The 23658-nt window shown below is 47.4% G+C and carries 15 protein-coding genes and 2 pseudogenes; all 17 read left to right on the top strand.

The window, feature by feature from the left end; genetic code table 11:
• Positions 1-86: 86 nt before the first annotated feature.
• A complete protein-coding gene (locus ACCC71_RS04325; protein ID WP_434311199.1) occupies positions 87-1919 on the top strand; it encodes a VirB4 family type IV secretion system protein in 1833 nt (610 codons plus the stop codon).
• A 485-nt stretch (positions 1920-2404) separates the two neighbouring features.
• A pseudogene (locus ACCC71_RS04330) lies at positions 2405-2836 on the top strand (CHAP domain-containing protein); the annotation flags it as partial.
• Positions 2837-2858: 22 nt separating this feature from the next.
• The gene (locus ACCC71_RS04335; protein ID WP_434311200.1) at positions 2859-3722 is read left to right on the top strand and encodes a hypothetical protein; all 864 of its coding nucleotides are present in this window, start codon (positions 2859-2861) and stop codon (positions 3720-3722) included.
• Positions 3723-3746: 24 nt separating this feature from the next.
• On the top strand, positions 3747-4010 hold the full coding sequence (locus tag ACCC71_RS04340) for a DUF6103 family protein (protein WP_434311201.1): 264 nt from the start codon (positions 3747-3749) through the stop codon (positions 4008-4010).
• A gap of 29 nt (positions 4011-4039) precedes the next feature.
• Entirely contained in the window at positions 4040-5038 is a 999-nt protein-coding gene (locus tag ACCC71_RS04345) for an amidoligase family protein (protein WP_434311807.1), read from the top strand.
• Between the two features lie 15 nt (positions 5039-5053).
• Positions 5054-5656 (top strand): gamma-glutamylcyclotransferase family protein, encoded by a 603-nt coding sequence (locus ACCC71_RS04350; RefSeq protein WP_434311202.1) that lies wholly within the window; start codon positions 5054-5056, stop codon positions 5654-5656.
• A gap of 16 nt (positions 5657-5672) precedes the next feature.
• Positions 5673-6083 (top strand): hypothetical protein, encoded by a 411-nt coding sequence (locus ACCC71_RS04355; protein WP_434311203.1) that lies wholly within the window; start codon positions 5673-5675, stop codon positions 6081-6083.
• A 375-nt stretch (positions 6084-6458) separates the two neighbouring features.
• The gene (locus ACCC71_RS04360) at positions 6459-6863 is read left to right on the top strand and encodes a hypothetical protein (RefSeq protein ID WP_434311204.1); all 405 of its coding nucleotides are present in this window, start codon (positions 6459-6461) and stop codon (positions 6861-6863) included.
• Positions 6864-6866: 3 nt separating this feature from the next.
• The gene (mobP3, locus tag ACCC71_RS04365; protein WP_434311205.1) at positions 6867-9809 is read left to right on the top strand and encodes a MobP3 family relaxase; all 2943 of its coding nucleotides are present in this window, start codon (positions 6867-6869) and stop codon (positions 9807-9809) included.
• Positions 9810-9820: 11 nt separating this feature from the next.
• Positions 9821-10750 (top strand): DUF3991 and toprim domain-containing protein, encoded by a 930-nt coding sequence (locus ACCC71_RS04370; protein ID WP_434311206.1) that lies wholly within the window; start codon positions 9821-9823, stop codon positions 10748-10750.
• Positions 10729-12510: pseudogene (locus ACCC71_RS04375) on the top strand (type IV secretory system conjugative DNA transfer family protein); the annotation flags it as partial. The gene ACCC71_RS04370 and the pseudogene ACCC71_RS04375, both read left to right, overlap by 22 nt.
• 118 nt (positions 12511-12628) lie before the next feature.
• The gene (locus ACCC71_RS04380; RefSeq protein ID WP_434311207.1) at positions 12629-12889 is read left to right on the top strand and encodes a helix-turn-helix domain-containing protein; all 261 of its coding nucleotides are present in this window, start codon (positions 12629-12631) and stop codon (positions 12887-12889) included.
• Between the two features lie 290 nt (positions 12890-13179).
• Positions 13180-13389, top strand: a complete 210-nt coding sequence (locus ACCC71_RS04385) for a helix-turn-helix domain-containing protein (RefSeq protein WP_419078858.1) — start codon at positions 13180-13182, stop codon at positions 13387-13389.
• Between the two features lie 14 nt (positions 13390-13403).
• Positions 13404-14858: a LuxR C-terminal-related transcriptional regulator gene (locus tag ACCC71_RS04390; RefSeq protein WP_434311208.1), complete on the top strand. Its 1455-nt coding sequence runs from the start codon at positions 13404-13406 to the stop codon at positions 14856-14858.
• Between the two features lie 223 nt (positions 14859-15081).
• Positions 15082-15438, top strand: coding sequence for a hypothetical protein (locus ACCC71_RS04395; protein ID WP_434311209.1), 357 nt, complete (start codon positions 15082-15084; stop codon positions 15436-15438).
• Positions 15439-15455: 17 nt separating this feature from the next.
• Entirely contained in the window at positions 15456-17588 is a 2133-nt protein-coding gene (locus tag ACCC71_RS04400; RefSeq protein ID WP_434311210.1) for a hypothetical protein, read from the top strand.
• Positions 17589-17610: 22 nt separating this feature from the next.
• Positions 17611-23601 carry a leucine-rich repeat protein gene (locus ACCC71_RS04405; protein WP_434311211.1) on the top strand — a complete coding sequence of 1997 codons (5991 nt, stop codon included), beginning with the start codon at positions 17611-17613 and terminating at the stop codon, positions 23599-23601.
• Positions 23602-23658: the final 57 nt, after the last annotated feature.

Here is a 23658-nt window from a genome sequence, read left to right on the forward strand (position 1 = left end):
ATTCAATATATCAGTCGTTTTGCAGACAGCGGGACGGCTTAATTTTATGCCTTCCTGTCTGCAAGACGGCAGTCAGGAGGTAATTCATGTTCAAACGAAAACCAAAGGTGCTGACGCCTGCGGAAATGGAAGAAATCCGCACAAAGGATTTCTTCGACTGCATTCTCCCCGGCACGGTAAAATTTCTGTCCGATCACTATATTGTCGGGGACAGCTATCGCTGTGTATGGGCGATCAGGGAATATCCGCCCTCTACCGAGGAACAGGCGATCCTCTCCCAGCTTGCCGACCGAAGCGGCGTGACGCTCCGTATTTACCACAGGCTGGTGGAAAGCATGGAACAGCGAAAAATCATTCAAAACGCCACCCGCAAAAACAAGCTGATGTCCGGCGGAAACGATGTGAACGAAACCATTGAGGCGGAGGGCAATCTGCAGGATGTGATTGAGCTGCTGGCCAATCTTAGAAAGAACAAAGAGCCGCTTTTGCATTGCTCTGTGTTTATCGAACTGAAGGCAAAAGATATGGACGCTCTCAAAGAATTGCAGAGCGAGATCGCAATGGAACTGACGCGCTCCAAGATATCGGTAGACCGACTGACCTTACGGCAGAAAGAAGGATTTCTCTCTGTTCTGCCCGTGGGCGCAAATCAGTTCGGCGCACAGTATGAGCGAGTCCTGCCCGCCAGCTCGGTAGCAAATCTCTATCCCTTCAACTTCTCCGGCAAGACTGATCCGAAAGGCATCTATATCGGCAGGGATAAGTTCGGCACAAATATCCTTGTGGATTTTGACCGCAGAGCCGAGGACAAGACAACAAGCAATATTCTCATTTTGGGTAACAGCGGTCAGGGTAAGAGCTATCTGTTAAAGCTGATACTCACCAACCTCCGTGAATCGGGCAAGCGGATCATCTGCCTTGATCCTGAATCGGAATATGAGGAAATCTGTTCGGCGCTGGGCGGCTGCTATATCGATTTTCTGTCCGGCGAGTACACCATCAATCCGTTAGAGCCAAAGGCTTGGAGTGACAGCACGGACGATGTCGATCCCGATGCGCCTGCAGCCTTCAAAAAAGTGACAAGACTCAGTCAGCATATCGCATTCCTAAAAGACTTCTTCCGCAGTTATAAAGATTTTTCGGATGCACAGATCGACACTATCGAAATCCTGCTGTCAAAGTTATATGCCCGCTTCGGCATTACTGACAGCACAGATTACAGCGTAAAGAAACCGTCCGATTTCCCCATTATGGAGGACTTTTACAATCTGTGTGAGGAAGAATTCTACAGCTACGATAAGAGCCGAAAATATCTCTATACCGAGGAAACGCTCCAAGAGGTATGTCTCGGCATTCACTCTATGTGTGTGGGTGCGGAGAGCAAATACTTCAACGGTCACACCAACATCACGGACGATGTTTTCCTCGTGTTCGGCGTGAAAGGCTTAATGGATACCAACAAACGATTGAAGGATGCCATGCTGTTCAATATCCTGTCCTTTATGAGCAATCAGCTTCTTGGTAAGGGCAATACGGCGGCATCAATAGACGAGCTATACCTCTTCCTTACCAACATGACGGCGATTGAATATATCCGCAATGCTATGAAGCGTGTGCGTAAAAAGGAATCCTCGATTATTCTGGCAAGTCAGAACATCGAGGATTTTCTGATACCGTCCATTCGAGAGTTTACAAAGCCGTTGTTCTCCATCCCGACACATCAGTTCCTGTTCAACGCCGGGCAGATCAACCCGAAGGAATATATGGACGCACTTCAAGTTGAGCCTTCCGAATTTGAGCTGATTAAATATCCGGAGCGTGGCACCTGCCTTTACCGCTGCGGTAACGAGAGGTATCTACTCCAAGTCATCGCACCTGATTACAAATCGGCGCTGTTCGGAAAGGCTGGCGGACGATGAGCGCAACAGTAGCGGCGGCACTGAAAAAGATTGCCGTCGCGCTGTTTACCAATCCGAAAGTCTTAAAAACCATCGGCGGCATTGTGCTTGGAATTATTATCATAATCATTATGCCTATCGTGGCCATTGTCTCTATTTTCAATGGCGGTATTGAGATCGACACAGATCGTTTGCAGACGATGGTGGTGGAAAATCTCTCCGCTGAGGAACAGGCACGGCTGCAATATGTTGAGGATACCATGTACGGCATTGAGGATAAAATGGCCGAAGCCGGATATTCTGCACAGCAGGTAAAGCAGGCACATGTATTATATGTACTTGCCCTTTCAGAAGCGGCCTCGGAAACTGGTTTTATTGACCGACTGGTAGGCTGTTTTTCGGTGGATCAAACTTATGAGCAGCTCATCGCCGCTATCAATGCTACTTTCGGAAAGAATATCTCCGTTGATGAATTTACAAAACTGATGGCTGCTATCAGTCCAGAATTGGTCTCGGTGGCTCTTTCGCAACTTGGAAATGTGGGCGGTGAACCGTATTGGTCGTGGTATGGTTTTGAATCAAGGGTGGAATGGTGCGCCTGCTTTGTGTCTTGGTGTGCCAATGAATGCGGATATATTGACGCCGGTTTGATTCCAAAGTTTTCTCTATGCACGGACGGTGTCAATTGGTTTAAGTCAAAGAATGCATGGATAGACGGGTCGGAAGTCCCTTCCCCCGGCATGATTATCTTCTTCGACTGGGCAAGCGATGGACAAGATGGTGACGCTGATCATGTAGGCATTGTGGAACGGGTGGAAAATGGCACAGTCATTACAGTGGAAGGTAATTCAGGTGATTCCTGTAGACAAAACCATTATCAGGTAGGCTATTATGAGATACTCGGATACGGTACGCCACAATTCGAATTAGCAAAATAGCAAAAGAAATCAGGAGGTAGAAATGCATATAAAAAAAGAAAACAAGTCTTATCTCATCACAGAGGTTTTAACGTTGGGCGGCGAAGCATATGAAGCTTACCGTGACCGGCTTAAAATCGTAACTTTTGATCCAGCAAAAGAACGCAGCCCTGCAACGGAACACCTGTTTTTATTGACTTTGGGCGAGGATTATGAAGATGGCGTGATTGTGGATTTATCAGAAAAAGCCTATGAGGGAATCCCCGCTATTATTCCCGATGCAAGAGAGCAGCTTGAAAACCACATCCGGCTCCTTGCTGATTACTGTGTTCGGGAAGGCGTGGACAATACGAAAGATGGGAAATGGTCGGTCAGCTACGACGAGCTGTATTACCATTTTGACAGTACGACCATAACGAGCCGCAACGGAATGGGCAGACTGCTCCGTGAGGAATTACAGCAGAAAGAAGAAATTAACGAGCTGATCATGACCGAGGACTGCATCGAAATGACCTACCATATGGAATACTGCCAAAACTGTCGGCAGGGCGGCATCGAAGGAGCGATGAGCCTTTTTGCACTGATGGGCTGCAATCTCTATGATGTACATTTGTGCGACAGCGATGAGGATCACGAGCTGGCGACTGTGTCGGAACTGAATCAGGATACGCTGACTGAGGATGGAAAGCGTGAATGGTCGGATGTGCTGAATGCAAAGGTGACCTCCATCTATGAAGGCGCCTACGGTGTACAGATCGGGCTGACAGGATGTCCCGCCAATCGGCTGCGTGATTTTTCTTATATGCTGGCGGGACACTGTTCGGAAAAAGACTATGAATGCTGGGTGAATCAGGATGGCAAGAGCTTGGAACAGTGTCAGGATGAAGTGCCGGAACAAACCATGTAATCGAAAGAAGGGAGTGAAACCAAGATGAAGAAAATAACTGTAAGCGTTGCCTTTGACGATGAGAAACTGTCTGCGGCCAAGCTGTATATGGAACAGAAAGGGCTGTCGTTTGAAACGGAGATGGAAAAGGCCGCCGACGCACTGTACGGAAAATATGTCCCTGCTAATGTGCGGGAATTTATTGAGCTGAGCGCCGGGACGAAACCTGTTCCGAAACCGAAAAAGCCGAAGCCTTCTCCTTCCTCTGCTGTGGGCGCTCCCGCCGCAAAGGAAGGTGATGTTGATTGAGAAGCCAGAACTTTGGAATCGAGATTGAAATGACCGGACTGACTCGGTGTGCGGCGGCGAAAATCATTGCCGGACATTTCGGATCTGAAGCTGTCCATGTAGGCGGCGCATATGATGCCTACACGATAAGAGACAATCAGAACCGGCAGTGGAGAGTTGTAAGTGACGCCTCGATCCATTGTCGAAACCGAAGAAATGAGTCCGCAAGCCGAGATTACTCTGTGGAGTTTGTATCCCCAATCTGTCGGTACGAGGATATCGAAACCATACAGGAACTTGTGCGAAAGCTCCGTTCAGGCGGCGCCAAAGTCAATGACTCCTGTGGGATTCATGTTCATGTGGACGCCTCCTCCCATACTCCGAAAACGCTCCGCAACATTGTCAACATCATGGCGGCAAAAGAGGAACTGCTGTACAAAGCTTTGAAAGTGGATGTTGCACGGGAGCGTTACTGCCAAAAAGCGGATACCCGGTTTTTAGATGAACTCAATCATCGAAAACCGAAATCCATGAATGAGGTGGAACGGCTGTGGTATAACGGATCAAGCGGACGTCATGATCACTATAACGATACAAGGTATCATGCCCTGAATCTTCACAGCGTGTTCTCGAAAGGAACGATTGAATTCCGGCTTTTTAATTCCACACTTCATGCAGGCGAGATCAAGTCCTACATTCAACTCTGCCTCGCCATCAGTCATCAGGCGCTTGTGCAGCGGGGAGCTTCACGGAGCAAAACGCAAAGCTCCAACGAAAAATACACCTTCCGCACATGGCTTCTGCGATTGGGCTTAATCGGAAATGAATTCAAGACCGCCCGTCTGCATCTGCTCAAAAATCTGGACGGCAATATTGCGTGGCGTGATCCGGCACAGGCAGAAGCACAGAAAGAAAGACTCGCCGCTAAGAGGCTTGCGGAGCAAAGAGAAGCAATGCAGGAAGAAAACGAATATTCCGATCCGGTAGAAACGGATGAGGAACCGGAAGATGAGCAGGACGATGAGCCTGCTTTTTTTATGTCAATGTGAAAGGAATGATTGAATATGAGTAAACGGCTTTATGTTGCCTACGGCAGCAACCTGAATATTCGGCAGATGAAATACCGATGCCCTACGGCAAAGCTGTATGGCACAGGAACGATTGAAGATTATGAATTGCAGTTTAAAGGGCATCCCGAAAGCGCTTTCGCTACCATTGCTCCGAAGGAAGGCGCTTCCGTTCCCGTGGCGGTATGGGAAATTCAGCCGAGAGACGAACAGGCTCTTGACCGTTACGAAGGATACCCCTCACACTACTTCAAGCAGGATGTTCCCGTACAGCTTGACGGCGAGGAAGTATCAGCGATGGTATATATCATGAATCTGAAAATGGATTTTGGAATTCCTTCATCTGGATACTATGGAACTGTGTATCAGGGCTATCAGGACTGTGGATTGGATGTCACAGTGCTGAATCAGGCGATGGAAGAAAGCGGGAAACGGCTTTCTCCCTCTGCGATGCGGCAGGCACAACAAAATCTGTTCGACGAATATGATGATGAAGATTACGATGAGGAATCGGAGTTGGATGAAGATAACGGCGAAGAATTAGATGACGAGGACTGCGAGTCCGATTCCTTTTATTTTTCGGACGGAATGTCAATGTAGGAATGGAGTGAGCGTTATGAATTTAATAGAGAAACTGAAAGCAGAGCTTGGAAACGGATATTCTTTTGAAAAGCTGCATGACGAGGATGAAATCCGGCAGATGCAGAAAATGAATCCTCCCGATTTTCCCGAAACGACAGCGGCAACGCTTACCGCAGGATGCTTAAAAATCGATGCCGTCCTTTATCGGGCAGGTGGTGTGCTTCTGCTTGGATACGATGTGTTCGTCAAAGACGATCCTGACTCTGAAGAATGGATCTGCTACGATAATCCGACCGATTCGGTCAGCCTCAGAGAACAGGATATGCTGGCTGTCCTCGACCGCATCGCTTCCGAAAATGAGCTGTCCTATACGGAAAGCAATTTTGAAACGCTGGACGGAAAAGAAATCTCCGTAAAGGAAAAGCCGGCAATGATGAGCCTGTAAGCCACCGTGTGCCGATTTGCTGGGCTTTCTAAGGCAGATGCGGAGAAATACCCACAACGCAGAAATACAAGCCGTTTCGGACGGATTTGGGCGAGATGTGAAAGGCGGTAAAAAAGACCTGTATCAGCAGATATCACAGAGTCGATATGTAAGCAGGAGAAAGAGTCGGGGTTGCTTACGCTCCCCCGGCTCGGCTCACAGCGGACGGCAACGCCGACCGCACAAGGTTTTTATCTACTATCCTCTCCCAAAATCCGCAGGGGTTGTAAATTCGCCCAAATGCCTGCTGTCGGGGTTGTATCTGCTCGAAACCGCAGTACCGAAAGGCAAAATCACGGCGTTACGGTAGGCGTTGCGGGCACGGAAAGGAGATGGATGATGTTCGAAAATAAGAAGAAATTTGCCCTGTGGATGTATCCCGACACCCTTGAAAAGGTGGAAAAAATCTATCAGCAGGACAACTGCGATAGCCGGTCGGAGTTTATTGAAAAGGCTGTCAATCTCTATATCGGGTACCTCACATCAGAGGATAAAGACGGCTATCTGCCCAGCGTGGTAACTTCTACGCTCAAAGCGATCGTTGCGGAAAGCGATAACCGGACGAGCCGGATGCTGTTCAAGATTGCCGTGGAGCTTGCCGTCCTGCAGAATGTGGTGGCGGCTACCAACGAAATCGATGAGGTATCGCTGAACCGTCTGCACGGCGAATGCGCAAAAGAGGTCAAGCGGCTGAACGGCTCGCTGTCCTTTACCGACGCTGTTGACTGGCAGAAAGGATAGCATATGGCGAAGCTCGTTACGAAATTCAAATTCATAAAGCCAGGCAAAAAAGCCGGAGGCTATCTGAAATATATTGCTATCCGTGAAGGCGTGGATAAGATTGACGACAGCAAAAAACATCTTCCCGCCTCCAAAAAGCAGAAGGATTTGATTGAAAAAATCCTCCGGGATTTTCCCGATACAAAGGATATGCATGAGTACGATGACTACCGCCGCACCATGACGGTGGCAGACGCCTCCGAGTTTATTACCCGTGCGCTGGAAGACAATGCACAGGAGATGATGACAGGAAAAACCTATGCGGACTATATTGCTACACGGCCGAGAGCGCAGCGCTTTGGCTCTCACGGTCTGTTTACCGATGACGGAGTCAGCGTCAATCTCTCGAAAGTGTCTGAAGAACTGAATCAGCATCAGGGAAATGTCTGGACGGCCATCCTCTCTCTTCGCCGTGAGGATGCGGCAAGGCTCGGCTTCGATGATGGATACCGCTGGCGGGATATGCTGCGGACGCAGACCGTCGCCTTAAGTGAAAACCTGAAAATCCCGATGGAAAATCTCCGGTGGTTCGCTGCCTTTCATGATGAAAGCCACCATCCCCATGTGCATCTGATCGCCTATTCCATCAATCCAAACGAAGGCTATCTCACAAAACAGGGCGTGAACAACCTGCGTTCCTCCTTCGCAAAGGATATTTTTGCACAGGATTTGCTCTGCGTTTATGAAAAACAGACCGAGCATCGGGATGCGCTTCGGACGAACAGCCGAGAGGTAATCTCGGAGATCGTCTCCAAAATCAATAGCGGAGTCTATGACAATCCGAAGCTGGAAGAAATGCTTCTGCACCTTGCCGACAGGCTCTCCAAGACATCGGGCAAGATGGTGTATGGCTACTTGAAAGCAGATGTTAAAGACCTCATTGACTCCATTGTGGATGAGATCGGAAAAGACGAGCGCCTCTCCTCTCTCTATGAGCTGTGGTATCAGAAACGGGAGGAAGTTATACAGACCTATACAAAAGAAATGCCAAAGCATCTGTCTCTGTCGCAGAACAAGGAGTTTAAGTCTGTCAAAAACGCCGTTATACAAGAAGCGATGAACATTGCTGCCGACCGTATCCCCATAGAGGATGCGGAGGAACCGCCTGCTCCCGATCCTGAAGCGCCGGAGATAGATATGGAGGAAAGCCTGATACCGGACGAGCCGACCGAGCAGGACGCTCCCGATCCCTCAGTCTTCTACGGCGCTGGACGGAAAAAGAAACAGACTTGGTGGACGGACGAGTATAAGCAGGCGCGAAAATATCTCTACGGCACAAAGGATACGCCGCCGGATTTCAAAGCCGCACTTGCTCTCATGACGGCAGAAGCAAACAAAGGCAGCGGCTTCGCCATGCATGATCTTGGGAAAATATATCTCTCAGGACTCGGCTGTGAGAAAAATGAGGAACAGGCGCAGGATTGGTTTGCAAAAGCCTATCATGCCTTTATCACAGAGGAATCCCAAGCAGAGAAAAAAGATTACCTGCAGTATCGGATCGGCAAGCTGTTCTCTTTTGGCTATGGCGTGGATCAGGATTACCTGAAAGCTGCCGAATGGTATGAAAAGGCTGTGACAGAGGATAATCCCTTCGCCGCTTACGCCCTCGGTAGCTTATACCGCAGAGGACAAGGCATAGAGCAAGACGATGTTAAAGCCTACTCGCTTTATCGTATGGCTGCTGAGCATGGAGAAAAACCAAATGCTTATGCCGCCTATGAGCTTGGGCGGATGTGCAGGGACGGAATCGGCACAAAGATAGATCAGGCTGCCTCCGACGCATGGTACAGACAGGCGTATCAGGGCTTTCTCATGATAGAGCAAAACATGGCGGACGATAAGCTGTATTACCGTTTAGGGCAGATGAATCTGACCGGAACGGGAACAGAAAGGGATCTGTCAAAGGCAAAGGATTACTTTGAAAAGGCGGTCGCTTTGGATAACGCCGACGCTTTATACGGTCTCGGTAAGCTGTATCTGAACAAGAAATTTGCCGAAGCGGATACGCAAAAGGCAATAGATTATCTTACCTCAGCCGCAGAGAAAGGCCATAGCTATGCACAGTACGCATTGGGAAAACTGTTCCTAACGGGCGAAAAAGATACGCGGAGTGCGTATTATGCCCTGTACTGGTTAGGGAAAGCCGCCCAGCAGGATAACACCGACGCACAATGCTTGCTCGGCAAAGTTCTCCTTCAAGGTGAGGTAACCGATCAGGATACAGACCGGGCTGCGGCACTGCTTAAAAAGGCAATCGAAAACGGAAGCGCCTATGCCGCCTATCTGCTTGGCAAAGAATATCTGGACGGCATAGTTTTATTGCAGGATGTTCCCGAAGCAATCCGCCTACTTACCCTGTCCGCAGACAAAGGCTTCACACCTGCCGAATATTTACTCGGCAAGCTGTTCTACAAAGGCGAAGCGATACCGCAGGATATTTCAAAAGCGCTTGCATGTCTGGAAAGGGCTGCGGAAAAAGAAAATTCCTATGCCGCATACCACGCAGGGAAAATCTATCTGACAGAGAATGCAGTGAAAGATGTTCAGAAAGCAATCCAACTGCTGAAGGCGGCCGCTGCACAGGAAAATGACTGCGCGGAATATATACTTGGCAAGCTGTATCTCTACGGAAGGGATGTCGAGCGTGACTATGAAGAAGCGATCCGCTGGCTGACCGCTTCTGCCGGACACGGAAACCAGTATGCCGAACAATTGCTGCACAGCATACAAAATAACCGAAACTGGTCGGCGGCGATGGGCGCTTTCCGTCTCCTGCACCACATAAGCCGGATCATACAAAACCGCTTGGAGGATGAGCGCAGAGGAAAAGACGGCGCTCACATTGACAGAAAATTACGGCGCAAAATTCAGGATAAAAATGAAGCGCTGGGAATCAAACAGGGATAGGAGGAAGAAAAATGCCCACAGAGTATGTCTATTTTACAGACGAACAGAAAGAACAGGCTCGCAGAACAGACCTTGCCGATCTGCTCCGCAGGCAGGGCGAGAGATTAAAGCGTTCCGGTACGGAGTATGAATGGAAAGACGGCTCCGCAAAGGTTACAATCCGGGGAAACCTATGGTTTCATCAATACGAAGAAGTCGGCGGCGACGCCATTGACTTTGTACGCCGGTTTTATGATAAGAGCTACCCCGAAGCAGTGGAATATCTGCTGGACGGATGCGGAGGAACGCTCATAACATCGCCTCCCGTTGTCAAAGAAGTAAAACCCTTTGAGCTGCCGCCAGCGAATGATACGATGCACAGGGTCTTTGCCTACCTTACAAGGACACGCAGTATTGATCGGGCGGTGCTGCAGACCTTTGCAGACCGCCGCATGATTTACGAATCCGAGAAATATCACAACGCTGTATTCGTCGGCTATGATACAGACGGAACTGCCCGTCACGCACACAAGCGAGGTACAGGACAGACAAGTACCTACAAAGGGAATGTTGACAGCAGCCTGTCGGAGTACAGCTTTCATTGGTCGGGAAACGACAGGCATCTGTGCCTGTTTGAAGCCCCAATCGATATGTTGAGTTTCATATCCATGCACCAGAGAGGATGGAAAAAGCACAGCTATGCTGCCTGCTGCGGCGTATCTGACCGTGTGCTGTGGCAGATGATAGCGGACAATCCGCAGATCGATTCCATCTACCTCTGCCTCGATAATGACGAGGCGGGACAAAAGGCATCCAAAAGAATATCCAAATCGCTCTTTGTAAAGGGCATCAAACATGAAATCCTCGTACCGATCCACAAGGACTGGAACGAGGATTTATTATATCCAGATGAAGAATCAGAGGAAGAAGGTGAAGAAGAATGTCAGGCGTTACAACCTTAGTGCTTGTAGGTGCGGTCATGTTTGCCGTTCTCGGCGGCGTGACTTTGCTTGCCCACATCTACAGCCTGAACAATATTAAGAGCCGGACGGTCGGCGATGGGCAGCACGGCACAGCCCGCTGGGCGACCAAGCATGAAATCCGAAAGACCTACCGGCATATTCCTTTTACGCCGGAGCGATGGCGTGAACAGGCAAAGCGTGGCGAAAAGCCAACGACCGCCGAAGGCGCGGAGCTTCCGCAAGGGATTATTGTGGGCTGCACTGGCAACACCACGGCGATGGTGGATACCGGCGATGTCCATGCCCTGATGATTGGTGCGGCCGGCGTTGGTAAGACGGCGTATTGGCTGTACCCTTGTATTGAGTATGCTTGTGCTTCCGGCATGAGCTGGCTCTCCACCGATACCAAAGGCGATATCATGCGAAACTATGGGCAGATCGCCAAAGACTATGGATATCATATATCGGTGATTGACCTGCGAAACCCCACAAGGAGCAACGGAAACAATCTCCTGCATCTCGTGAACAAATATATGGATTTGTATCAGGCAAATCCTGATAAGCTGGTGTACAAGGCGCGGTGTGAAAAATATGCCAAGATCATTTCAAAGACCATCATCCTTTCGGGCATGGACGCGGCGAGCTTCGGTCAAAATGCATATTTCTATGACGCCGCTGAAGGACTGCTGACCGCAACCATCCTGCTGGTAGCGGAGTTCTGCAAGCCAGAGCAGCGGCACATTGTGTCCGTGTTCAAAATCATTCAGGAACTGCTGGCGCCGTCTGGAAAGAAAGGCAAGAATCAGTTTCAGCAGCTCATGGAGTTACTACCGAACGATCACAAAGCCAAGTGGTTTGCCGGAGCTGCCCTGAATACTGCAGAGCAGTCGATGGCAAGCGTGATGAGTACGGCGCTTTCAAGACTGAACGCTTTCCTCGATTCGGAATTGGAGCAGATACTGTGCTTCGATACCGAGATTGACGCGGAGAAATTCTGTAAGGAGAAGTCTGCCCTGTTTATCATTATGCCGGAAGAAAATCCGGCGACCTTCTTCATGATCAGCCTGATTATCCAGCAGTTATACAGGGAAATTCTTGCGGTCGCCGATGAGAACGGCGGCAAGCTGAAAAACCGCTGTGTGTTCTTTTGCGATGAGTACGGAACGCTCCCGAAGATTGAATCTGCCGAGATGATGTTTTCCGCCTCCCGTTCCAGACGCCTGCAGATCGTGCCTATCATCCAGTCCTTCTCCCAGCTTGAAAAGAACTATGGCAAGGAAGGTGCGGAGATTATTGTGGACAACACACAGCTCACCATTTTCGGCGGCTTCGCTCCGCAGTCAAGCTCTGCAGAAACATTATCCAAAGCCCTCGGTAGCCGAACGGTTATGTCCGGCTCTGTCAGCCGGAGCAGGAACGATCCGTCAGAATCCCTGCAGATGATGGAACGCCCGCTTATGACAGCAGACGAACTGAAATCTATGCCGAAAGGTCAGTTTGTGGTTATGAAAACAGGCTTCTATCCCATGAAGGTAAAACTGAAGCTGTTCTTTAAGTGGGGTATTGCGTTCGACGAGAACAATCCTTATGAAATCCCTGATCAGGGCAACCGCAAGGTGGAATACGCTGCGAAGAAAGATATCATGGACGGCATTGTAAAAAAATACCGCCCTGATTTGTTGGAACCTCCTGCACCGCAGGAAGAAAACGGAGCTTCGGGAGGTCAGGAACAGCAGATGACAGAGAAGAACGAACCAAAATCCACAAGACAGCAAGATAAGGAGAAACGGCGAAGCGGCGGTACTGCCCTGCAGACTGCTCCGAGAAACCGCAGAAGCCAGCAGCCGGTTACAGTGCAGGAACAGGAGGTGAAGGCTGATGGGCAGGCTTGATTTTTTATACCGCATGGATCTGCCCCACCGTGCGGTGTCTGTGTATATTTATCTCTCCGACAGGGCGAACAAGGACGGCGAATGCTGGCCTGCGATCCCGACCATAGCAAGCGAACTGAAGCTGTCGCAGTCTACTGTCCGCAGGGCGCTGCAGGATTTGAGAAAGTCCGGACTTCTTGAAACCGAGCAGCGATACCGTGAAAAAGGCGGCAAGAGCAGCCTGCTTTATATGCTTCGGAGAAAATAGGGGCAAAAAAATACCACCTACACCGAGGGGCAACTGTGGCCTTTTGGTGACAGGTGGTACCTTTCATTATGCCGGGTGCAGTGAACTTCCCACTTGAAAAGTGATTACAGCAGAAAGAGAATATTCAAAGTAGAGTCAACTAAAACGCTGAAAAATAAAGCTATCGCTTTATAAACCCTTGTGTTTTTTGAGAAAATATGTTATACTGAATCAGATTTAAATGCGTTGGCTGTTTTTTGCCAGTTGCCGTTGCTATTACAAGAATGATTTCAGAAACGAGGGGAATCGATATGACCGTGAGTTATAAAAAGTTATGGAAACTGCTCATTGACAAGGACATGAAAAAGAAGGACCTTGAAAAAGCGGCGGGAATCAGCAACTATGTCATTTCAAAGATGAATAAGGGCGAAAACATAACCGTAGATATTGTGGGCAGGATTTGCGGAGCATTGGATTGTACTCCCAACGACATCATGGAGTTTAGCGATGACAGCATATAAAGGAGATTTTTTCAATGAGCAATATATTAACAAAAATCACGCAAAACGTTGATTTCAAAAAGAAAGACAGAATTCCTTATATAAACGCTGTTATTTTGATGGGCTTATTCACCTTTCTGTTTTTAGGTGCGGAATATTTATATGTAGATGTACTTTCCCGCATGGTGTCAGAGGACAAAACCGTTCTGGCACAGAATTATGCACTCGGAGTAAGTGCAGCAGGCTTTCTGCTGTATCCGTTGTTTCATCGATTTTGTAAAAAACGGTTGAAGATTATAATTTCGGCTGTCATCAGTCTGGCGTCTATCTTATGCATAGCTCTCATCTGTACAGGTACTGCTTATACTATGACGTTTATAATGGGACTTGTTTTATTCCTGCTTCTGGGTCTGTTCGGCAGCGCGGCTTTTTATGTTTCCATGCGTATGATGAAAACGGACAGGTATTTAGCAAGGACTGTGGGGATTTCTTATGCACTGGGTATCCTGCTCCAGTTTGCAAACAATAATCTTGTTCGTTCAGAGATTGCACAAGCTATTATTTTATCAGTATTTTTAATGTTGCTTGTTTGTATGCTGATAAAAAATGATCGGATTTACTGTGAAAAAGACGAACCATCTGCTGATCCGACGGCGAGTGATGAAAAGACCAAAGATGATGCCGAAAAAACTAAAAAAGGAGCAATCGTCGGTATTCTTATGGTTCTGCTTGTAGTGCTGATGACATTCATTTTCAGTACGCTTGACAATGCGGTAACGCTTGCCCACGCAAATGGAACAATGGATATCGGACAATGGCCGAGAATCCTGCTTACGTTAAGTGGTTTGACAGCAGGATTTGTATTTGACATAAAAAACAGAAAATATATGGGGCTTATCATGTACTGCATAATGATACTGTCAACCATATGTATCGTTGTACTTAAATTCGCCGGACCATTTTTGGTAGGACTGATCGTATTTTATCTATCGGCAGGCTTTTTTGCCGTGTTTTTTACTTCCGGCTTTATGGAGCTTGCACGTCATATGAGAACACCTGCGCTGTGGGCAGGTATGGGACGCGCGATCAATAATATTACCGCCGCAGTCATTGCCAGTCTTGTCTTAACCCTGCTTTCCACCGAAAGCAGCATTGCAGTCATTGTCCTTGTGCTGTTTTTGTTTGCGGCCGTCAGCATTGTAGCTGCCGCATATACCTTTCAGAAGAAAATATTTATGGAGCAGCTTATTACAGATGCAGCCGATGCAATCACTGAGAAGGAAAAACTGCGAAAATTCTCTGAAGTGTTTTCTTTTACAGAGAGAGAAGCTGAGGTGTTTAACTGTCTTGTCAATACAGAGGACAATGTTCAGACGATTGCTGAAAGCCTGTATGTTTCCAGACGGACTTTGGAACGGTACATTTCTGCAATTTACGAAAAGACAGGAGTAAAATCCCGTGTCGGACTACTCAATCTTTACAATAAATAATTTTTGAACCCGGTGTTTGCTTTGCCGCTTTCCTGAAAATGGAAGGCGGTTTTTTTATGCTCTTTTCGTAGTGAAAAACAGCTTTTTGTCCCCAATTTTTAGATTGGCGGACTTCCGCCACCCCATTTTCAGCAGATTGGCGGACTTCCCTTATATATTTTAGAACCTATGCCATCTATAATTTATAGACAGGTGAAGCACGACGTGGAAAGGAGGCCGGAGAATGAAAACCACCCAAAGGATGCTTCCATATGGCAGACAGTATATCATTGTTGCAATATACGAAGTTCTGGAACAGGACGGCGTCCGATATGAAAAAACGGATTCGTCAAGTATCGTTTCTGAAATACCAGTATACGGAAACAAAAGCGTCTTTTCTATTTCTGTAAGCGAACAGGCAGATGGAACACAATTGCTTGTCACAATGGTGCGTCCACACAAATACTTGTCCGCAGATGGAATACAACGAGCCGTTACTGCTGTTGCCGACCGGATATCACAATATCTGGAAAATGAGACAGTGCTGGCGAATGCTTCGCTGAGAAGATCAAAATTACAAGAGTCTGTTTGCAAGGCTTAGAAAATGGAGGAATCATTATGGAAAATCAAAAAAGACACAGCAGAAAGCTGCTGAGTATCCTGCTTGTACTCTGCATGGCACTGACGATTGTGCCGATAACTGCGTTTGCGGCAGGAGTCAATTACATTGACAAAATTAGTGTCACCTACACTGCACCAAACTATAAAGCTGGCGATGCACCGCAGGCTGTAGCGTCGGTGACAGAGGGAGAATGTTCTGTTGCCTATGAGTATTGGAGGGAAATAGAACAAAAAACAGAAGGCAGTGTTTGGACAGGTACAGGACGGTATTGGTATTCTGATTCGAGTAAAATGGCGTCTCTTGCAGCAGACAAGCAGATTACACAGTTTGAAGCAGGACACCATTATTCCTATAATATTGTACTTAAAACAAATAGCGGCTACTTTATCAGCGACGATACAATTGTTTCCGTAGGCGATTATGAGTGGGGGAAGGCGGGTTCCGACACGAATCTTGAAATAAAAGAGATGAGTACGGAACTACGTATTTACAGTCCTTACTCAATCGATCTTCCTGCCGCCAGCACCGACGAGGTTATTACCACAGTTGACATCGGTAATGTTTGGAAAAATCTTGATGCTTCACAACCCGTTGCATTTACTGCCGAAGTCAATCCAAACTCGGAATGTGCAAACCAGATGACGCTTACGGACGAGTATTGGCAACAGGTGGCTATTGATGGTAGCAGAATTGCGAAATCCAACCCACAAAAGCCGATTGCAGGGGAAACCTACAGCTACGCAGTAAAATTAACGGCGAAGGACGGTTACTACTTCCATGACGGTTTCAAAGGCAGCGGCGTCGAATGCGACGTAATATGCGATGGTTCCACTACGACGGCGTTTTCGGGCACGCTCTCCGATGATAGAAAACAGTTGACGCTTTGGTTTAACAACATTAAGGTGACAGCTACTGACGGAAGTTCTCAGGACAGCATTGGCGATGTGGATATTGAGGGTGTAACTTTTAATTATGAGCCGGGAGACGCTCCAAAAGCAACTGCTTACAAATGTGATCCATGGGACGAACAATATGATATAGAGTACGAATATTGGGAAGAAATGGAAACGAATAAAAATGGTGAATCTGTACCAGTGAAATACTGGTACTCTGATGAAAGTAAGAATAATGCACTTGCAGAAGACCAAAAAATAACGACCTTCGAGGAAGGCAAAACCTATATGTATAGTATTTCTCTTAAAGCAAGAGAGGGAAATACATTTGCAACGAATGGAAAAGTAATGGTAAATGGAACAAATGTGAATAGTGCGAATGTAACAAATACCGGAACAGGGCTTTTTGTAGTCGCGGTAAGAACAATAAAACCGGAAACTCTTCAGTGGCAAAATATTAGTGTTGTTGAAATAAATAATGCAACAATCAGTTTTAAGGTAGGAGATAAGCCTGTATTCACAGGGAAAGCACCTGAAAATGTTCCATATATTTACCAATCTGAATTTTGGAGTACGGACGGAGGTAAAAAATATTATTACGCGGCTGATTTTTGGAACGACAATAACCCTGATGATTTATTTACCGAATTTGAAAGTGGTAAAACGTACACTTACGGAATATATTTCAAGGCGGCAGAAGGATATTGTTTTACAGTCGATACTAAATTAAAAATAAATGGTAAGTATTACGATTATGACACTACTGACTATGACCCGATGTTGCAATATCCTAATGGTGGATATGCAACAATGTGGGTTGACACAGGATTGACCATAACACCGACGACATCTTCCCATACCCATAGTTATGGAACGGATTGGAAATCAGACGCAGACAATCATTGGCACGAATGCTCCTGCGGCAGCATCGCAGACAAAGCGGCTCACGATATGGAAACAAAGAACGCTAAGGACGCAACGGCGACCGAGAAAGGTTATACCGGCGACAAAGTGTGCAAGGTGTGTGGATATACCGTGAAAGGCGAGGAAATTCCGGCTGTGGGAACAACGAAACCGGCCAATCCGACAAAACCGGATGAAAATAAAGATGTTACAAGCCCGCAAACAGGCGATAACAGCAATCTTGCTCTTTGGTTTGCCGTATTGTTCGTGTCTTTTGGCGGCGTGGTAGGATGCACGGTTTACGGCAGACGCCGAAAGCTGAACAAACGGTAACAGCAGAAAGGAAGGCGTAGACATGAAGTTAAAAAAGCAAAGATTTATGGCCATGCTTTTGGCCATATGCCTGCTTATTGGAATCCTGCCGTCCAATGCATTGGCATACGGCGAGACGGGAACTTTTGATGCCACAGGCGGCACAGTAACATATAAGGTGCTGGAGGATGAAACGGTTGCCATTACAGGCTGCGAGGATACGGTTACGGAGATCGTGATCCCGGATGAAATCGACGGAAAAACTGTTACAACCATTACTGGGGAAGCATTCCGTTATAATGAAACACTGGTTTCTGTGAAGTTCCCGGCGCATCTGACAACCATCGAACTTTATGCATTTTCCGGCTGTATAGCGTTAGAGACTGCTGATTTTTCGGCTTGTACGGAAGCGGTTTCCCTTGGGGACAGTGCATTTTCCGGAGCGATTCTTTTGAAAGAAGTCGCGTTCCCGGCAGGTGTGTCGGATATGCAGGAACTGGTATTTGCCAGCTGCCACAGTCTTTCCAAAGTGGATATTTCAAAAAGCACTGCGCTCACGGTTATCCCAGCTTATGCTTTTGAGAATGCAGCGTTTACAGAATTCACCGTACCGGACTGTGTGACGAGAATTGACAACTGTGCGTTTCGGTGGTGTGAGAAGCTGACAGATCTGTCTCTCGGACAGGGAGTCCAGAGTATCGGCGAAGAAGCATTTGCATCCTGCCCGATATCATCTCTTGTGCTGCCGGACAGCGTCACGGATATTGGGTTTAAGGCCTTTGATAGCTGTACATCACTGACGGATATTACATGGCCGTCAAATAAGAATTTCACAACGGTGGCAGGATTTACAAATTGTACGGCGCTTCCGGTATCGGAACTGAATGAGGCTTTGACGCTTCCCAGTGTATCAGCGATTGGTGATTTTGCTTTTACGAACTGTAATTTTGATCAGGTGACGATTTCTGCAAATATCAGAAGTATCGGAGAGTCGGCATTTTCCGGAAATCTGAATATGACTTCCCTTACGATTCTTCCGGGTGTGGAGCAGATCCGTCGTTATGCGTTCAATTCGTGTATTGGGCTTGCCGGAAAAACAGTCGTTATTCCAGAGACGGTGACGGAGCTTAGAAGCGGTGCGTTCGCTGGATGTAAGAAACAGAATGATGATACAACGTTTACCGGAATTACGGTGGAAGTGAGAAACCGGGATTTCGGTCTGACACCATGGAATGAAGACAGCAGAGAAACGGTGGACATAGATGGTCAGACTTATGAGAATCCATTCCCGGATTTTACAAATATCAGAACTTATGAGACGGATTCTGTCGGGAATCCGACGATGTTGAAGCAGTTCTATGACACACAGAAAGATGTGCAGTATAACGCACAGAACCTGTATATCTTTGAACCGCTTGAAAGTAGCGCTTCTTCTTATACCGTATCGGGAACTGTTCCTGCAGGGGGCAAGGTAGAGCTGTATGTAAATGAAAAGGAAACGCCTGTTACCTTTACGGACAATCATTTTGAAGTGAAGGCAGATGCCGGAGCGAAGGTGACGGTAGAAATTTTGCTGGATGGATATTATAGCAAACACTTTATTAAGACAGAGTTAAACGCAGACTGGGATCTGGGAGAGATCGCTTTCACAAAGGTAGACAGACTTCCAGTGAATCAGGTTCTGCGCGTGGACTTTGGAGAAGCGAAGATTTCCAGTTTCCGCAATCTGGAGCTGACACTAAAAGCAGGAGAACGGATACTGACGAAAGGAACCGACTATACTCTTCAGTATCCAAATATTGTGCTTGCCGATACGGTAACGGAGGACAGTTTTACACTGACTGTTTCAGCAGATCAGGCAGGCTATACCGGAGGCAGTGCGGCTGCCAGCCGGGAAGATGGTGTCTTTTCTCTGTTTATGACACAGTGGGGCAGTCTTGAGATTACAACGGAGAGTGAGTTTGCCGGAGATAATCATATCCTTGTATTCGATGCGTCTGGCAGTCTTATAGGAAAGAGCCGGATGCCAAAGAATGGATTCTATCGAACCGGAAGCCTGAAAGCTGGAACCTATACGATCCTGGCCTACAATGCAAATGAGAGTTTTGCTGAAGTTGCTTCTATGGATGTACTTGCGAAAATGGGGCTTAAGGAGAGCAGAGATTATGTGAAAACTACGGCAGAGGTTGCAGACGGATCTGAGAATGAAATTAAGGTTACCATACCATTATTAAAGGCAGATGTGGATGGCATTCTGGATAAATCCCAGTGTTCTGTCGTTGTGGAGCATGACGAAGTCGTTGCAGGACAGAATCATGTAGTGCGGGTGTACTATGGATTTGCAGATGGTGAGGAAGGAAGCTTATCCATTCTTCTGCCAGAGGACAGTACACTGAACTATATCTGTACCTCGACAACACAGCTTAGTACCGCAGATTACAAAAAAAACGGAAATATAGTGACAATCCCAAATGCTGGACAGAAAGGGATGTATTATATCCTGCTTTCTAATTCGGAAGAGGGCATACATGATATATCGGCAGCGGCAACCGTTGGAGATACAACTGCTCCGGTGGGAAGCGCATCCTATACGGTAGGGAAACTATCCATTCGTCCGGCGGCGCGCATTACGAATAAGCGGACAGGTAATTCGGTGACAGTCAAGGCTGCGCCGGAAACAGAAGTTTCTTTATATCTGGAAGGAATGATTGCAAAAGAGGGGAAAACAAACAAGCTTGGAAGTGTAACCTTTACTTATGAATTTCCGGAGTCTGCCGTTACCGGGCAGACATTTAAGCTGACAGCAAAATCAGGTGGCGTGGAAGCTACTGCGGAAGTGTTTTACGAGATGACAGCGTCAGGGCTGGAGACATGGAATTTTTACCAGACGAATCGGCTTGGAAAGCCTTATAACGGCGCTTACCTTTACCGGGCAGAAAATGGATTCCAGCCGCCTTCTTTCTATTACTATCTGTTCAATGAGAAAGCGGATAACGACTGGACCATTGGAGCTACATTTGTGGGAAAGACGGAACCGGAAAATGTTGTAACTTATGTAAAAACATTGGATGGTAAGGTAAAGCTTGTGCCGATGACCTTGTTAAATCAAAAAGAATTGCCGGATGGAAAAGGATATCATTATACCTTTGCCGGCGAGATGACGCTTCCGTGTGATAAGGACGGTGTGATCTCCGAAGGGCAGATACCGGAAGAATTTGCCATCGACTGGGAAAACCAGGGCGAAACATATACCTATGATGCGGAAGCGGCGGCAAGGATTGATGAGAAGGCAGCAGCAAATGCACTGGATCGGGAAGATGCAGTTACCGCATCTATGGGTAAACTGCATATATCCGAGGAGTTAAATCAGTGGATAGGAAAGGCAGAGAATCCTTCCGAGTACATTTTCGGCGCAAAATACAGAGTGTCCGGAAGCGACTGGTTTAAAGGTCTCCCGGAAGATGTACAGAGCGCGGCATATAATCTGGAAAAAGCAATCGATAATGTGACTGTTGCTTATTCCGAAGCCTATGGGTTGGAAAAAAATTTGACCGAATATGGTTCCTGGGAGGAAGTTTATAAGGAACTTGGATTTACATTTGGAAAGAATACCCGTAGCGCAGACGAACTTCGAGCCGAGGGCTATACTGTTTTAGAGCAGGATGGCAAATTTACCGCTTATAAAGATTATACAGAATTGGCAGAAACGAAGACGAGCAGGAAGGCTACTGCAAGAGATGCGGCTGTAGGCGGAGTGACCGGAGGCTTTACGTTTGTGGATGGTAACGGCAATCAGGTGGATTTCGTTGGAAATGCACAAGGCAATACCCAGCAGGCGATTAATAACTTTAATTACGGGCAGCTTACAGATGCGTATGATGATTTCGCAGATGCGATCACCAAGCATCCGGACTGTGGCGCATTGGAAGCCGGAATGTTGGGCGGCGTCGGCGCAGGGATGCATGTGGCCGGAGATCTGGCAACCATTGACAACATCCGTCAAGATGCCGAGGCGATGGTAGATTTCACCGAGAAAACTGCGGAGATGGAAGGCTATATCGAGGAATTAAAGCTGTACGAGAATCGGTATGCAGATAAGCCGCTCTGCTCCAATTCCATTATGCGGGAGCGGTTTACCGCTATGGATATCCGACTTTTGCTGGATAACGAAGCGTTCCGCTCCGAGGCAAATGCGATTGCTGGTTCGGTTCTTTATACAGCCGGATATATTGATAAGACCGGATTTTCCGACAGCGTCGGCGTCGTATGGGATGCTGCGACGAATACGGTAGGCGAAAGACGTGCGGCTCAGATTCAGAAATTACTGGGAGATTTAGACCGTCAGACGAGAATCCGCAAACAGCAGTGTGATGATACCGATATGGAAGATCTGATGCGAAAGACACATAAGAGCACCCGGGTAAAGCCGGTTATGGATCCGTCCGGTATTGTTTATGAGGCGGTGGAATCCAATACGCTATCCGGCGTGAAGGCAACCGTATGGTATGCAGAGGATAAAAATGGAACAAACGCAGTAGCGTGGGATGCAGAAAATTACGAGCAGATTAATCCACAGATTACGGACAGTAGCGGAATTTTTGCATGGGATGTGCCGGCAGGTTGGTGGCAGGTTCGCTTTGAAAAAGAAGGCTATGAATCCACAACAACCGAATGGATGCAGGTTCCTCCACCGAGGATGGGACTGAAAGTTTCTATGAAATCAACGGAAAATCCGGTGGTTTCGTCGGTGGGCGCTTATCCCGATTATATCGAAGTAATCTTTAACCAGTACATGGATACTGCAAAAAAAATCACACTCCCGGCAGGCATGAGCGGTACATGGCAGTCCGTGGACAGCGGATATTCAAAGGTACTGCACATTACAAAGGCTGGCGGCTTCCAAAAAGGCAGTACGGTTTCCTTTACTCTTGACGGAGCACAGAATTATGCCGGGAAGGCACTTGCTTCCTACAATAGCGGAGAGCTAACGGTTTCTGCCCGTCCGGCGGAACTCCTTCTGGATTATGAAAGCGTTATTTTCGCAAAGGCCGGTACAGAGAAAGAGATTACAGTACGGGTGAAGGATTCGGAAGGAAACTACATGGAAGGCGTTACGGTAGAAGCAGAAATTGGAAATACCTTGATTGCTACGCTGCTTTCCGATTCACAAGTCACGGATGCGGACGGAAAAGCTGTTTTTGTGGCAGATATTTTGTTGCCGGGATATATAGATATTACTTTCCGGGCAGCAGGTACAAGTCTTGAAAAAACGTTAATGCTCCGTGTGGCTTTGGAAGAAAGCCGACCAAAGCGTCCGACTGCTGTGATAGGGAACGCGCAGTTCACGACAGATTCTCCCAAAGAAAACTATATCACGGTAAAGAACGGCGAACAGCTCATCATTTCGGCCGAGGATGGCGTAACGATTTATTACACGACGGACGATACCTGTCCCTGCCAGAACAGCGCAAGCAGGAAAATCTATACCGGCCCAATACCAATTACGGAAAATACAAAATTCCGTATTGCGGCATATAAGGATGGCATGGATTATAGTGAACGGCTGAATATCACGGTGACGGTAGATGATACACACCAGCACAACTATGGCAGTGAGTGGAAGTCAGACGAAAATGGACACTGGCACGAATGCAGCTGCGGGGCTGTCAGCGATAGAGCTGAACATGACTGGAAGGTAGAAAATGCAAAGGAAGCCACAGCCACTGAGTCAGGATATACGGGCGATAAGACCTGCAAGGTTTGCGGTTATGAGGTAAAGGGAGAAGAAATCCCAGCCAAAGGAACAACGGAGCCTTCTGATCCGACAAATCCGGGTGGCGACACCCCAACAAATCCTGTAAATCCGGATAACGATAAGCCGACCAATCCTAATGGAGATGGGAATAAAAATACCAACAGTCCCCAAACAGGTGATAACAGCAATCTGTGGATGTGGTTTGCAGTGCTGTTCATATCCGGTGGAATGCTGGTCGGAACAACCGTATATTCCAATAAGAAAAAGTATTCTAAGTAAGCTGTTCTGACTGATTTCGATGAGGAAATCAGCAAAGATTCCACATCATTGAATATT

It is taken from the genome of Hominifimenecus sp. rT4P-3 (assembly GCF_051055405.1).
GTDB lineage: Bacteria > Bacillota > Clostridia > Lachnospirales > Lachnospiraceae > Pseudolachnospira.

What these genes read in the sequence shown, in the direction of transcription:
- ACCC71_RS04355 (WP_434311203.1), top strand. Translation starts at nt 5,673, where the DNA reads ATGAATTTAATAGAGAAACTGAAAGCAGAGCTTGGAAACGGATATTCT.
- ACCC71_RS04340 (WP_434311201.1), top strand. Translation starts at nt 3,747, where the DNA reads ATGAAGAAAATAACTGTAAGCGTTGCCTTTGACGATGAGAAACTGTCT.
- ACCC71_RS04405 (WP_434311211.1), top strand. Translation starts at nt 17,611, where the DNA reads ATGAAGTTAAAAAAGCAAAGATTTATGGCCATGCTTTTGGCCATATGC.
- ACCC71_RS04360 (WP_434311204.1), top strand. Translation starts at nt 6,459, where the DNA reads ATGATGTTCGAAAATAAGAAGAAATTTGCCCTGTGGATGTATCCCGAC.
- ACCC71_RS04385 (WP_419078858.1), top strand. Translation starts at nt 13,180, where the DNA reads ATGACCGTGAGTTATAAAAAGTTATGGAAACTGCTCATTGACAAGGAC.
- ACCC71_RS04400 (WP_434311210.1), top strand. Translation starts at nt 15,456, where the DNA reads ATGGAAAATCAAAAAAGACACAGCAGAAAGCTGCTGAGTATCCTGCTT.
- ACCC71_RS04395 (WP_434311209.1), top strand. Translation starts at nt 15,082, where the DNA reads ATGAAAACCACCCAAAGGATGCTTCCATATGGCAGACAGTATATCATT.
- ACCC71_RS04325 (WP_434311199.1), top strand. Translation starts at nt 87, where the DNA reads ATGTTCAAACGAAAACCAAAGGTGCTGACGCCTGCGGAAATGGAAGAA.
- ACCC71_RS04335 (WP_434311200.1), top strand. Translation starts at nt 2,859, where the DNA reads ATGCATATAAAAAAAGAAAACAAGTCTTATCTCATCACAGAGGTTTTA.
- ACCC71_RS04345 (WP_434311807.1), top strand. Translation starts at nt 4,040, where the DNA reads ATGACCGGACTGACTCGGTGTGCGGCGGCGAAAATCATTGCCGGACAT.
- mobP3 (WP_434311205.1), top strand. Translation starts at nt 6,867, where the DNA reads ATGGCGAAGCTCGTTACGAAATTCAAATTCATAAAGCCAGGCAAAAAA.
- ACCC71_RS04370 (WP_434311206.1), top strand. Translation starts at nt 9,821, where the DNA reads ATGCCCACAGAGTATGTCTATTTTACAGACGAACAGAAAGAACAGGCT.
- ACCC71_RS04350 (WP_434311202.1), top strand. Translation starts at nt 5,054, where the DNA reads ATGAGTAAACGGCTTTATGTTGCCTACGGCAGCAACCTGAATATTCGG.
- ACCC71_RS04390 (WP_434311208.1), top strand. Translation starts at nt 13,404, where the DNA reads ATGAGCAATATATTAACAAAAATCACGCAAAACGTTGATTTCAAAAAG.
- ACCC71_RS04380 (WP_434311207.1), top strand. Translation starts at nt 12,629, where the DNA reads ATGGGCAGGCTTGATTTTTTATACCGCATGGATCTGCCCCACCGTGCG.